Consider the following 13,000-nt stretch of genomic DNA (forward strand, 5'->3'; position numbering starts at 1 on the left):
CCCAGTTCAACTCACGTTTGCAAAAGACTTTGTAGTAAAAGCAGTGAGCTTTTGAACGGATAAAGACAGTCGGCCAAAATGGAAGCTATACATGCAGATAGACGATAGGATTAAACAAGCTCAGCGTCGAGGAGCAGGGCTTTACTTGCTAGGCGCATTGCTGACTGCAATGGTAGTAGGTGGGGTGTTAACGTGGCTATTTTTAGTGCGAGGCTATGTGCTTAACATTGGTCCTGAAGATGCAACTCCTATTGCAACAGTGTCCTTAGTATCCGGAACTGCCTGGGTGTCTGATAACAAGGTATATACTTTGGGCGGCGCAGTATCAGTAGAAGTAGACGCAGATACCTTTGAACCCTCTTTAGTCACGATCGCGAGCGATAGTCCAAGTAACATTGAGATTATGCTACAGCCGAGTCCTGCCATTTTGCGTGCTACCCTTTCGGTAATGGGAGAGACCAGTTGGTACGTCGACAACGAGCTTGTCTATGTTGGCAATAATTTAGAATATCTCTTAGCAGAGGGCGAGTATGAGCTCACGGCAAATAACCCCTACTTTATGCCGTGGGATACCGCCATTAGTGCCCAGCGAGCTGAGATAATTGATCTAGACATTGCTCTGACTGCCGTGCAGGGAACTGCGGTGATTAATACACAGCCGGCTGGTGCGCAAGTGATCATCAACAATGAAGTGCTAGGTAACTCTCCTTTAAGTATTGATTTAGAAGGCGGAAAGTATGCCCTATCTACTAATCTTGAGAACTATCAGGCGGTCCAAGACAATATAGAAATCACTTTTAATCAGCCAATGCCAGCGCGCAATTATCAATTGCAAGCGGTGCAGGCGATGCTTGATATTGGCGCCACCCCAAGCGATGGTGCGCTGTTAATAAATAATATTGAAAAGCCATTGGGCGCTCACTCTTTAGATGCAAAAGCGTCTCATAGCATTGTATACCGAAAAGTCGGGTATTTTCCCTATAGCACAAAGCTCACATTGGCCCCTAACGAGATCAGGACTTTAAATATTGCGCTTCAGCCTGAGCTTGGAAAACTCAGTTTATCATCGAACATACAGGCTAATGTTTCTATCGATGGGCAACCCTCTGGGCTGGTATCAAATCAATCAAGAGCGTTCAATCTTGCAGCTAAGCCTACGCAAATTATTATTTCTAAAGAGGGCTACAGGACAGTCACTCAAAGCGTTACGCCCACGAGCCAGCGTGAGTTAGTGCTGGACGTGAATTTATTGACCGAATTTGATGCACGGCGCAAAGAGGGGCGTCCGTTAATAGCCAATCAGATGGGCATCAACTTATTGAAATTCAGACCTGACGCGTACCAGATGGGATCGCCAGCAAATGAGACTGGACGCCGGCGAAATGAACATCAAGTGAATGTGGATTTTGATCGCGACATTTGGGTGTCAGAGCATGAAATTACCCAAGCGCAGTATGCTAGGTTTAGCGGTAAGTCGAGCAATAGTCAGCTGCCGCAAACGGATATTACATGGAATGAAGCCGCTCGCTTTGCAAACTGGCTGAGTGAGCAAGAGGGCTTGCCGGTATTTTATAAAGTTCGCGGCACGCAAGTGGTAGGCTATGATATAAATGCAAAAGGTTACAGGCTACCCACCGAAGCAGAATGGGAGTGGCTAGCTAAAAAAGCAAAGCGCTCTAGAACTACGGTGTATGTTTGGGGCGACCAAACGCGCATTCCCACCAATGTAGGCAACTTTGCAGACCAAAGTGCAAAAAGTAATCAGTTGATAGTGTTGGATAATTATGACGATAATCAACCGGGTGTCGCACCGGTGGGTTCGTTTAAAGCCGATCGCATTGGCCTGCACGATTTGGCTGGCAATGTTAGCGAATGGGTCAATGACTTCTACACCACCGCACTGCCAGACACTGACAATGTACAAATGAATTACATGGGCGCGACTCGCGGTACCCAATATGTTGTAAAAGGCGGAAATTATACCTCCGGTCGTCTGCGAGAGTTGCGCGGAGCATTTCGTGAGGTGGGCGAGTCGGCTAAGCCAACCATAGGTTTTAGAATTGCACGATATGACTGATAGTTTGTAGCAGACAAGATGTTCTGCGAAGGAGATGATATGAAAAAGTTCACGCGGGCTATATATCTCGCCATTGCCCTAGTAATAGCAGGCACGGCGGTAGCGATAGCACTTCAGATAAGTCTCGATTCACCTGCAACCTTGCCGAGTGATATTTAATATGAGCCATACCAACTCAGAGTCAAACACAATATGAAAAAACATGCTGCCAATTCTAATATGAATCCGTCGCCGGTGCTCTCTACCGGCATCTTTTTAGGCATAGTCGCCATAGTGCATGTGTTTTATCAAGGTTTGGTGAGGCCACTGGCTGAGGCTGCTATTGCTGCACAAGGCAGCAGCGCGACGACAAATTTGTGGGTGATTTTTAAAGATTTTGAACAGCAGGCCAGTGTCAGTATCGGCCTATTTTGTGCGTTTTTGATTATCTATAAATACCAGCGCATTGTACTAAAAGAGGAGCCTTTGTTTACCATGAACTATTTGGCTGGTTTTAGTAGCACTCCCGCTCAAGAAACTACGAACACTCTGATACCTGAAAGTCCAGAGCAAGCGAATCAGTCATCAGAGCACGCTGCGCCAGTGCCCGTTCAACAAGCAGATACCAGCAATGACAAACTTGATGTAGGAAAAGCGCTTGAGGAACTCGAAGCCAGCCTTTATGCCGAAAATTCGTCTATGGCGACGTGGATTAATTGTTTACGCCGCTTTAAAAACACACAAAATGTGCAGCATGCCAGTCAAGCAATATCTGAAAGTATTGAAACCCTCGCCGCGCAACTCGAGTCGGGCAATAGTATGATTCGTTACTTTATATGGGCCATCCCAAGCATCGGCTTTATCGGCACGGTGCGAGGCATTGGTTCAGCCTTGGCAAAAGCCGAAGAAGCGGTAGCAGGGGATATTTCAGGCATGGTTGATAAGTTAGGCGTCGCGTTTAACTCAACGCTGGTGTCGCTGTTGATTTCGATTGTGCTGATGTATTTGTTGCACGTGCTTAACAATCGTCAAGATGAAATGGTGATCAATACCCGCAAAAATTGCGAAAAACATCTTCTGACTCGCTTGCATAACTGATCAGTGATAAGACGCTAGCCTCTTGAGTATTTTCAAAAAACGCCGAGAAGAAGGATTTAACCTAGCCTTTTTAGATGTGATGGCCTGCGGCTTGGGCGCGGTGATTCTAATTTTAATTTTGGTAAAATTCAGTGCAAACACTGATATTCCGGTTGAAGAGCTTAATCGTCTTAAACAGGAGCTAGCCGCTACGACAGATGTTGCCAGTGAGCTACAAAAAAGCCTGAGCACTAAGCAGCTCGAGTTAGCGGCACAAAGCGCCACCCTTGAAGAAATACAACAGCGCTTACAGAGTCTAAAAATAAACCAAGATGCGGTCACTCAAGCCCTGAAAGATGAACTTGCAGTGATTGCCGACCTAGAGACTGCGATTGCCGCTGCTGGGCCTTTAGTAGCCGATGACCCGATAGAGATCAGCGGCGCAGGAGAAGAGACCTACCTAGTCGGTTTAAAAGTGCAGGGGCGGCACATCGGTATTCTGCTAGATATGAGCGCATCGATGACCGACGATACGCTTATTGGAGTGATTAAAAACAAAGTAGGCTCTGATGCACAAAAACAAGCAGCATCTAAATGGCAGCGCAGCCTGAGGATTTTAAACTGGCTGTTAGCTCGCTTACCCAACAATGCACAAGTCAGTGTAGTGGCATTTAACGATACCAGTGTAGTGCTGGGTAAATCGATTAACAGTCAAACCAGTGCAGATGATTTGAATCAAATCGCTAGGCAGGCCGCCGGTTTAGTGCCTAACGAGGGCACCAATTTACAGCAGGGTCTGCAGACTATCGCAAGCACCATGAACAATATGACCGATCTGTACTTAATAACAGATGGTTTACCTACCTATGTGAACCCTAATTCAGGGTTTAATGAAAACCGCAGTTGCCGTCCGGTTCAAGGTAAACAAGCGACGATCACCGGAGAGTGCCGTGCAAATGTGTTTGCCCACACCATGCGCGCTAACCCCATTTCGGGAGTTACCACTAATATTATTTTGTTACCCCTTGAGGGTGACCCTATGGCTCCGGGATTTTATTGGAGCTGGGCAGATCGCACCAGAGGCACGTTTATCGCCCCAGCAGGAACCTGGCCATGAAGAGCAGACGTGCGCCAATCGAAGTATTTAGCCTGTCTTTTTTAGATGTGATTTCTTGTGCCTTTGGCGCGGTTGTTATGCTGATTTTACTGGCCAGAAACGGCGACGATGGACAGTTCAATGATGTTAATCAGGTATCTACGCTATTGCAGTCTCTTAATCGAGCTGAGGCCAACGTCAGCTCACTTCAAAGCGCAATTGCAACGCAAGATGCGAAGCTTCAACAGGCCCAAAGCAGTACGGCGAGTAATCAACGCCAAGCGGATAATTTAGCAAGCGCGATTGCCAGAGCCGAACAAGATGTGCAGGCCCTTACCGATAAATCTAGTGGTTTGGAACAAATTAAAGAACGTCGTCAAAGAGCAGCAATTAGCACCAATACAACTGAACAGCGCGATGAAGAAGTAGGCGGTATTCCGGTCGATGCCGACTATGTCATTTTTATTGTAGACACCTCTGGCTCAATGAAAGCAATGTGGGAAAAAGTGTTGATCACCATGGATGAAGTTTTAAACAATCATCCAGCGGTGAGCGGCTTTCAGATAATGTCTGACAATGGCGAGTTTTTATTGAGCACAAGCAGCGGTCGATGGCGGGCCGATAGTCCGTCTCAGCGGCGCACTATGCTTGCGGCGATGCGCACTTGGGGAGGCTCTTCAAATAGCTCTCCGGTAGAGGGTATTGAATCAGCCTTGCGCATATATGGTCCGAAAACGTCATCGTTGGCCCTATACGTGCTCGGAGATGACTACAGCGGTGGCTCATACGATGACACCCTAGCCAGCATCAATCGACTCAACACTAACCGTGTAAGCGGCGAAAAAATTGCAAGAATTCATGCCATCGGCTTTTCCCGCTCTAACGGTCAGCTTACCGCCGATATAGTAAAGTTTTCCACGCTGATGCGTGAGGTTACGCGACAAAATAATGGAACCTTTATCGCCAACTAAATGGCTAACTAAAAGCGCAGGTAGCAGCCGCCCTCTATATAATTAAGCTTAGGTAGCGCTGGCTGCTGACTATTCTTAACCAAGAAATCGATGATGCTTAGGTATGTTTGCTACTTAATTGACAAAGATCAAACGAAGACAATGTAATGATAATAATTCGCATTTGTGTATTGTTGCTATTGTGCTATGGTTTGACCTATATTAGAGATGAAGTTAGCACCAATACTGACTTCGATTAATAGGTTTTTAAAGCAATATGACAATATGGGATTTACCTAAAAAGTCGCAGGGCCACATTGTGGGTTTAACCAGCACAATGAGCGCCAGTCTGAGTCAACGCCTCCAAGAAATGGGCTTTGTCGAAGGACAAATCGTAAAATGTATGAAGCGCACTCCATTTAAAGGTCCTTTAGTGATTCAGGTGCAAGACTGCGTATATTCACTCGACAAAGCCTTAGCTGAACAAATACATATCTCGGCACATTAAGGCGCCTTAATGTGTAGCTTTAGTCAATTACCTCCCTATTTTAAGCAGTATTCGCTATCCCTATTTTTTCTGAGAGCTGTTGTATATGCAAAAAATTGTACTGGTAGGCAAACCTAACTCGGGTAAGAGTCTATTGTTTAACCAGCTTACTGGTCTGCGTCAGCGTGTGGCTAACTTTCCTGGGGTAACGGTTGAGTTAAAGTCTGGTAAATTTGCAGACTTTGAGCTGGTGGATTTTCCAGGTACTTACTCTTTGCAGTCGATATCGCAAGATGAATCCATTGCGATAGAGCAGCTTCAGCAGGCGGTAGAGTCTGAGCAAACCTCTCTTATTGTGTGTAATCTTGATGCCACCAAACTCGAGCGCAGCTTAGTTTTTGCGCTACAGGTTCAAGCACTTGCCAAATCTCATAATAAAGGCTGCGTATTTGCTCTAAATATGATGGACGAGGTCGCCCGCTTTGGCTTTGATTACGATGTTGAGGGGCTATCTGAAAAGCTGGGTTCCCCAGTATTCGCAATATCCGCTAAGACCCTCATTGGTATACATGAATTCACTGAAGCGCTTAAACAATATGCGGCAAGTCCTGCAACTGCCTTGGTCAAAGTGAATGATATTCACCAACTGCCGGCAGTTAAAGCGGCTAAGCAATTGGCTGTTCAATATGGAATTGGCCAAGATATTGTGTTGCGCGACCAAAACAAACTAGACAGTTTTTTATTAAATAGTGTGTTTGGTGCTATCGCCTTTGCCATGATCATGTTTTTCTTATTTCAAAGTATTTTTACTTGGGCTGCCCCATTGATGGATGCGGTGGAGTGGGGCATAGCTGAATTGGCTGGCTTAAGCACCGCCCTGCTGCCGACGGGTGTGTTCAATGATTTTATCAATGATGCCATCTTTGGTGGGGTGGGCGCTTTTTTGGTGTTCGTACCACAAATTATGGTGTTAACCCTCATTATTGGTTTACTTGAAGACAGCGGATATTTAGCCAGGGCCGCTTTGATATGTCATAAACCCTTAAGCTTATTTGGTCTGTCAGGCCGCAGCTTTATTCCTTATTTATCGGGGCATGCCTGCGCAATTCCCGCCATCATGGCTGCCCGTACTATCGAATCGCCGCGCAAACGTTTGATTACGATGATGACTGTTCCGTTGATGTCCTGTTCAGCTAGGCTGCCTGTGTATGCCCTACTCATTGCGGTATTTGTGCCGAATGTCAGCTATTTAGGCGGTTGGGTAAACTTACAAGGAGCGATTTTCTTTTTGCTATATTTTGGCGGTATTGTGACTGCCTTAATCGTCAGTAAAGTACTTAATTATTACCTTGCCACTGAAGACGCAAAATCAGATCTACCGTTCATACTCGAATTACCAACTTATCGGCTACCTCACTGGCGGCCGCTGTTATATAAAACCATCAATAGCGGACTGTATTTTATTAAACGCGCGGCCCCCATTATCTTTAGCGTATCGGTGGTTATTTGGGTATTAGGCTATTTTCCTGCGAATGGCGATTTACGACATTCTTACTTAGCCATGATAGGGCGATTTATCGAGCCGGTTTTTGAGCCCTTGGGTGTTGACTGGCGATACGGCGTGGCTATTTTAGTTTCATTTTTAGCGCGTGAAGTGTTTGTGGGCGTGCTTGGCACAATGTTTAATATCGAAAATGCCGATGAAAACATGTCGGGTTTAGCACAGCAAATCCAAGCGGACGGGTTTACCTTAGCGTCGGGTATTGCACTTCTAGCATTTTACGTCATTGCTTTGCAGTGTGTTGCGACCGTCGCTACCCTAAAAGGTGAAACCAACAAAAACCGATACTCTTGGGGCGTGTTTGTCGCCTATGGCTTACTTGCCTATGTTGTTAGCGCCATACTTTATGCGCTCTTAAGTTACTTATAAACATAAGTTTTCAGCAAAGTGTTTATGAGCTGGTTTAACGAAAAGATTAACAGACCGTAGTATTCATTGCTGCAAGCAATTATCGTTATTTACCTAATGGACAAAATTCTTTACCCTATGCTTCGCCGTTATTAACATGAGTAACATAAATGCCTCGTTGTGCCTTTTTAAGCACAGATAATCTTGAAGATTTTTTTGTGTATGACGACCTAGTAAAACCCTTTCTCCATCATTTAGGATGGACTGTGGAAGATGTTTCTTGGAAGAATAAAGACATCGATTATGAGCAATTTGAAGTGGTTGTTGTGCGCAGTACATGGGATTATCAAGACGATGCTGAGGCATTCCTGCAGTGCCTTAAAAAGATTGATGAATCTAGCGCTACCCTAGAAAATGCCTTTGAACTAATGCGCTGGAATATTTCAAAGTCTTACTTAAAAGATTTACAAGCCAATGGTGTGCCTATATTACCCACTTTGTGGCATGAACGTTTCAATACCCAAGCAATCGAACAGGCTTTTTCTCACTTTGACAGCGATAAGTTAATCATCAAGCCTTTGGTCAGTGCCAATGCTGATCATACCTATTTATTTACAAAAGAAGATGTGGCTTCTCTTCAAGATACCTTTACTGAGGTTTTTTCAGAGCGGGCATTTATGCTTCAAGCTTTTGAAGATTCGATACAGGACAAAGGTGAGTACTCACTATTTTATTTTGGCGGTAGTTTTAGTCATGGTATCTGCAAGATACCCGCAAAAGGTGATTTTAGAGTACAAGAAGAGCATGGCGGAGGTTTGGTGTCGGTAGAGCCGAGTGCAGCGATGTTGAGCTTAGCGCAGCAAACCATTGATGCCCTGCCTGCGCCGGCCTTATACGCTCGAGTAGATATGCTGGATACTGCGAAGGGTCTGGCTATCATTGAAGTTGAACTGATTGAGCCTTCACTTTACTTTAATATGGACGACGATTCAGCCAGTCGTTTTGCCGACGTTATTCATCAAAAATACGCGTAATGTGAGCAAGCTTCATGTCAATTGAAAGCGTCAAAGTACCGTAAGATTCAAAGACTAGCGAATGTATGAAAACATGGCGCTTATTTTAGTTTTTCGGGGTCGAAAGTATGGCCAAGCTTAGCGGTTTTGGTCATTAGGTAGTGTTTGTTGTCTTTGGTGACACCGTGATCAATGGGCTTGCGTGACACGACTTTTATACCCATACCTTCAAGCGCGGCGACTTTCTTTGGATTGTTAGTCATCAATTCAACTTGGCTTACGCCCAGCGTATCGAGCATAACTTTGCACACGCCATAATCACGTAAGTCAGCATCAAAGCCAAGGTGTTGATTGGCTTCTACCGTATCAAAGCCTTTATCTTGTAGGTTGTAGGCTTTGATTTTGTTCAGCAAACCAATTCCTCTGCCTTCTTGCCTCAGGTATAAAAGTACACCGCATCCTGTTTTGACAATATTTTCTAAGGCCCGCTCAAGTTGAAAACCACAGTCACAGCGTGTGCTAAACAATGCGTCACCAGTCAGGCATTCGCTGTGTATGCGAATAGGTACCACCGAATCACTTTTCCAAGAGCCATACGATAAGGCCACATGCTCGTGCCCAGAGGCCGTGTCGACAAACCCATGGATCGTAAAATCACCAAAACGAGTGGGTAATTTTGCTTGGCTGACAAATTCATATGGGTCTTTCGCTGATTTCATAGTGTATTCGGTTCTTCCAGTGTACTGCCTTCAATGGGGCTTAAAAATAATTTTGCAAGCGACTATCTCGCTCTACTCTTCAGGCGGTGTGTCGACAAAGGGCAGGTATTGTGCCAGAGGTTTAGGCTTAGCGATACAAAAGCCTTGTGCATAGTCTACTCCGAGTTTGCCAATTTGGACCATGATGTCTTTGCTTTCGACAAATTCAGCAACGGTTTTAATTTTCATCGCTTCAGCAACATCTCGAATGGAAGTCACCATCGCAAGGTCAATTTTATCGTTCAAAATATCGCGAATGAAGTTGCCGTCAATCTTCAAATAATCAACCGGCAGGTTCTTGAGATAGCTATAGCTTGAAAAACCTGTGCCAAAGTCATCTAAGGCAAAAGTACAACCAAGCTTTTTAAACTCATGCATGAACTCGACAGCATCCTTCATGCGAATAATCGCCATTGTCTCGGTGATCTCAAAACAGATTTTATCGTGCGGGATATGGTATTTTTCAAAGGCATTAAGCAGGAAAAACCTAAAATCGTCGTCAGACAAAGAAAAGCCCGAAAGGTTAATATTGGCTTTCCCTAAGCTATTGATATATTGGGGATGAGAACTCAGCCATTTGAAGTAGTTTTCAATCACGAATTTGTCAATATTATGACTAATATGCGCTTTTTCAGCACTTGCCATAAAAAATTCTGGTGCTATCAGATCTTTGTCCTGAGTCCGTAATCTGACCAATATTTCGTAATAGTCGAGTTCGTCAGCTTGTGCGAGGGGTCGATAGTGCTGATAAAACAGTTCAAAGCTCTCTTCTTTGAGCGCAGTTTTTACTTCACTTACCCAATATAAATCTCGCTGATAGCTTGAATGCATACTCATGTCAGATGAGTAAATGTGGACTTTTTCTCTGCCACCTTCTTTGGCGATTAAGCATGCGGTATCTGCATATGATAGCAATTCCTCTCCGCTTGGGATCTCGCTTTCATAAGCAGCGATGCCGATACTGACGCTTTGACTAAATAGGTGTCGATCCCACTTAAACTCAAAATTACCCACTTTTTCCAACAGGCGATTTGCAAGCTCGCGCAGTTCATTGCTATGTTCAAAGTTAACTATTAGGCCAAACTGATCAGCACTTAAGCGAGCAAAAGGATAGCGATCACTCACTACATCAAACAGTTCATGGGAGAGTTCTTTAATGAATACATCACCTGCCGAATGTCCACAGGTATCGTTGATCAATTTAAATTGATCGACATCTAGGAATACTAAGGCAAATTTTTCACTGGAGTCTTCAAAGCCTTGAATGCGCTCATTCATTATTTGCAGAAAATATCGACGATTATATAGCCCGGTTAGTTGGTCGTGTGTATTTAAATACTGCAGATTAATTTGATGCAGGCGGCGCTCGGTTATGTCGAATAGTGAGCCAAACTGCAACATATTGTCCTGTACTTTTTTTAGCTGAGCTGAAATGCTGAACCAAAATTCGGTGCCGTCGCTGCGTTTACCCTTTACCTCTTTGCCCAGCACAGTTTGCTGGATACTAAGCTCACCAAGCAGCAGATCTGCATCTTTGGCTTTGGCAAAAAAACTGGAGAGATGGGGGTGGGTACTTAAAAAGCTTTGACTGTCGCTGTACCCAAATAGTGAGCAAATTGCTGGATTGACGTGAATAAGCTTTCCACTCGGCTCTGCGGTATATAGTCCCTCAGCGGCGTGTTGAAACAGGTCATTATATTGTTGCAACTCGCTTATCTGCTCTAACTGATTGAGACTTTTGACTGCCTGAATAGACTGCTCTCGACTAATAATGGCAACACCAATTAACATCACGCCTAAACAGCAAAAAATGAAAGGATAGGGCGCAGAAAACGATAAATGACTGGTATTGTTGAGCAGGGTTAAAACCTCAATAGCGCCTACCAAGCCTAAAGCAATCCAGCCTAAAAAGTAGATAATGGCGCTGCGCAAATCGATCGCTTTATGATAAATCAAAGTCGCTAGCAGTTTGCTCACGAAAAACACGCCTGAAAACACTACGAGCAAAATTAATTGATAAAAGTCACTGAATATAAAGATGCCTACGAGTGGAAAAAGCAGCAGCACATAGTGTGCTCGTAACCATATTTCGGACACGGGTTGAAAGACAATACGAGTAATTTTGATTGCCGCAAATAGCGTAATGGTCAGGCTCAGAGCCGTGAGTTCAGCTGCAAAGGATGGGATCCTAAACAGCATCGGCAGGATCCCTTCGGTTGATAGCATAGTGGTCATTGCCGCGGTTGCAAATACACAAAACCAAAAGCGAGAGGGCGCGTTACGTAAAATATACGTCAGTAAAAAGTAAGTGGCTAGCAGTGATAGGCCGCCACTCATTGCACCAAGTAAGATTAAGCGAATACTTGCTTGCGAGGTATAGGCTTCAGCCTGCCATAGTTCAATGGGGATAACTGAAAAACCGTCGTCTTGAATTTGTAAGTACACAGTGAGTGTAGTGGCGCTGCGAGAATTAAATGACATTTTAAAACCGCTGCGACTTAAGCTAGCAGTGGTTGGTGTATCTCCCTGCATTCTAGATGACTGAATAATACGAAATTGCTCATCCAGTAAATAGGCCTCAGCTCGATCAATAAAGGTATTACCCGCAACTAATGTAAGTGACTTATTGCTATCTGAGGGGTTATTGATATTAAATCGTAGCCAGAGCGCCAAGCCTTCAGGGATATTGACAATTTTTTTATGCGTTTGCCATGCTTGTTCTTGCATCACATCAGAGAGTAATAAGTTCTCGTCGGTAATAAAAGACTCGGCTTGTTGGGTGAGGTTGGTCGAGGTGTCAAAGTCAGCGCTGATGGTATTTTTAACCGTCTCTACCTGTGCTTGCAGCAGCGCTGATGCGCTTAGAGTGCAAAGTAGGCAAAGTGCTGTAAACCACTTAGTTAAAAAGCGACGCGTCATCAATATCTGATCAACCTAAAAGCAGAATGCGTTAGTGTCCTGATAGTAACAGAAAATCATAGACTTACACACGACAAAGTCTATATTTTCTGGAGCAACAATAGCGTGTTGTAAATCACGGCGCCGCGGCATAGCGTTTCCTGTACCTACGGGCAAACATAATAATGTATTTACCGCTCGACCCTGTTTGCAAGGCTCTCGATCCGCGCTAGTATAGACGATGGTGTATACACGCAATTTTATTAAACTGGACTTCCCCGAACATGAATTCACATCGAAAAGCTTTATGCGCTAATGGCTCATTACTAAAAAGCTCGTTAGCATCCTTAGTAGTAATTGTCAGCATTGCTTTGTCGGGCTGCGGCCAACCCGCAGCTTTGGGCGATCCGGCCTTAGGTCAAGACAAGTCGACGATGTGTGCTCAGTGCCATGGTAAAAACGGTATTTCGATTGTGCCGATTTATCCCAACTTAGCGGGGCAAAAAGAACAATATTTGGTGCTTTCAATAAAGGCCTATCGGTCTGGAGAGCGCGTTAATATGGCAATGACGCCTCATGCCCGAAAGCTTTCAGATGAAGATATTGCAGATTTAGCGGCTTATTATGCCAGCATGGATCCAGCAGGCGGTGGTATTCTTCAAAACTGATTGTTCGAGTTAATTAATTTTTTAAAAAACAAACTAAAAGCCCTGGCTCAGAGTAACGATGTAACCCCTTCTAACTTTTAATCAGGAC

At 44.5% G+C, this 13,000-nt stretch carries 10 protein-coding genes; 8 read left to right on the forward strand and 2 right to left on the reverse strand.

Features of this window, described 5'->3' with window-relative positions; all coding sequences use genetic code 11:
• The first annotated feature begins 91 nt into the window (after positions 1-91).
• The 7 genes from AB9H30_RS11700 to AB9H30_RS11730 all read left to right on the forward strand — a co-directional run bounded on the left by AB9H30_RS11700 (position 92) and on the right by AB9H30_RS11730 (position 8,609).
• Positions 92-2,077: an SUMF1/EgtB/PvdO family nonheme iron enzyme gene (locus AB9H30_RS11700; RefSeq protein WP_371194851.1), complete on the forward strand. Its 1,986-nt coding sequence runs from the start codon at positions 92-94 to the stop codon at positions 2,075-2,077.
• Positions 2,078-2,269: 192 nt separating this feature from the next.
• Entirely contained in the window at positions 2,270-3,154 is an 885-nt protein-coding gene (locus AB9H30_RS11705) for a MotA/TolQ/ExbB proton channel family protein (RefSeq protein WP_371194852.1), read from the forward strand.
• Positions 3,155-3,176: 22 nt separating this feature from the next.
• A complete protein-coding gene (locus AB9H30_RS11710; RefSeq protein ID WP_371194853.1) occupies positions 3,177-4,250 on the forward strand; it encodes a VWA domain-containing protein in 1,074 nt (357 codons plus the stop codon).
• A complete protein-coding gene (locus AB9H30_RS11715) occupies positions 4,247-5,200 on the forward strand; it encodes a hypothetical protein (protein ID WP_371194854.1) in 954 nt (317 codons plus the stop codon). The genes AB9H30_RS11710 and AB9H30_RS11715 overlap by 4 nt, the downstream gene beginning before the upstream one ends.
• A gap of 256 nt (positions 5,201-5,456) precedes the next feature.
• Positions 5,457-5,687 (forward strand): ferrous iron transport protein A, encoded by a 231-nt coding sequence (locus tag AB9H30_RS11720; protein ID WP_371194855.1) that lies wholly within the window; start codon positions 5,457-5,459, stop codon positions 5,685-5,687.
• 85 nt (positions 5,688-5,772) lie between these two features.
• The gene (locus AB9H30_RS11725) at positions 5,773-7,596 is read left to right on the forward strand and encodes a ferrous iron transporter B (RefSeq protein WP_371194856.1); all 1,824 of its coding nucleotides are present in this window, start codon (positions 5,773-5,775) and stop codon (positions 7,594-7,596) included.
• A gap of 149 nt (positions 7,597-7,745) precedes the next feature.
• Complete coding sequence (locus AB9H30_RS11730) at positions 7,746-8,609, forward strand: RimK family alpha-L-glutamate ligase (protein ID WP_371194857.1); 864 nt, start codon at positions 7,746-7,748, stop codon at positions 8,607-8,609.
• Positions 8,610-8,689: 80 nt separating this feature from the next.
• Here the strand turns inward: AB9H30_RS11730 and ribA are convergent, their stop codons facing one another.
• Complete coding sequence (gene ribA / locus AB9H30_RS11735; RefSeq protein WP_371194858.1) at positions 8,690-9,307, reverse strand: GTP cyclohydrolase II; 618 nt, start codon at positions 9,305-9,307, stop codon at positions 8,690-8,692.
• 72 nt (positions 9,308-9,379) lie between these two features.
• Complete coding sequence (locus AB9H30_RS11740; protein WP_371194859.1) at positions 9,380-12,265, reverse strand: EAL domain-containing protein; 2,886 nt, start codon at positions 12,263-12,265, stop codon at positions 9,380-9,382.
• 263 nt (positions 12,266-12,528) lie between these two features.
• On the opposite strand from AB9H30_RS11740, the gene AB9H30_RS11745 reads away from it, so the two are divergent.
• Complete coding sequence (locus tag AB9H30_RS11745; RefSeq protein WP_371194860.1) at positions 12,529-12,912, forward strand: cytochrome c; 384 nt, start codon at positions 12,529-12,531, stop codon at positions 12,910-12,912.
• Positions 12,913-13,000: the final 88 nt, after the last annotated feature.

Origin of the sequence: Glaciecola sp. SC05, assembly GCF_041380235.1 — a bacterium.
In the GTDB taxonomy this organism is placed as follows: Bacteria; Pseudomonadota; Gammaproteobacteria; order Enterobacterales; family Alteromonadaceae; genus Glaciecola.

Bases quoted from the DNA above. Each gene is read 5' to 3' on its own strand.
- AB9H30_RS11700 (WP_371194851.1), top strand. From the start codon at position 92: ATGCAGATAGACGATAGGATTAAACAAGCTCAGCGTCGAGGAGCAGGG.
- AB9H30_RS11705 (WP_371194852.1), top strand. From the start codon at position 2,270: ATGAAAAAACATGCTGCCAATTCTAATATGAATCCGTCGCCGGTGCTC.
- AB9H30_RS11715 (WP_371194854.1), top strand. From the start codon at position 4,247: ATGAAGAGCAGACGTGCGCCAATCGAAGTATTTAGCCTGTCTTTTTTA.
- AB9H30_RS11720 (WP_371194855.1), top strand. From the start codon at position 5,457: ATGACAATATGGGATTTACCTAAAAAGTCGCAGGGCCACATTGTGGGT.
- AB9H30_RS11725 (WP_371194856.1), top strand. From the start codon at position 5,773: ATGCAAAAAATTGTACTGGTAGGCAAACCTAACTCGGGTAAGAGTCTA.
- AB9H30_RS11730 (WP_371194857.1), top strand. From the start codon at position 7,746: ATGCCTCGTTGTGCCTTTTTAAGCACAGATAATCTTGAAGATTTTTTT.
- ribA (WP_371194858.1), bottom strand. From the start codon at position 9,307: ATGAAATCAGCGAAAGACCCATATGAATTTGTCAGCCAAGCAAAATTA.
- AB9H30_RS11740 (WP_371194859.1), bottom strand. From the start codon at position 12,265: ATGACGCGTCGCTTTTTAACTAAGTGGTTTACAGCACTTTGCCTACTT.
- AB9H30_RS11745 (WP_371194860.1), top strand. From the start codon at position 12,529: ATGAATTCACATCGAAAAGCTTTATGCGCTAATGGCTCATTACTAAAA.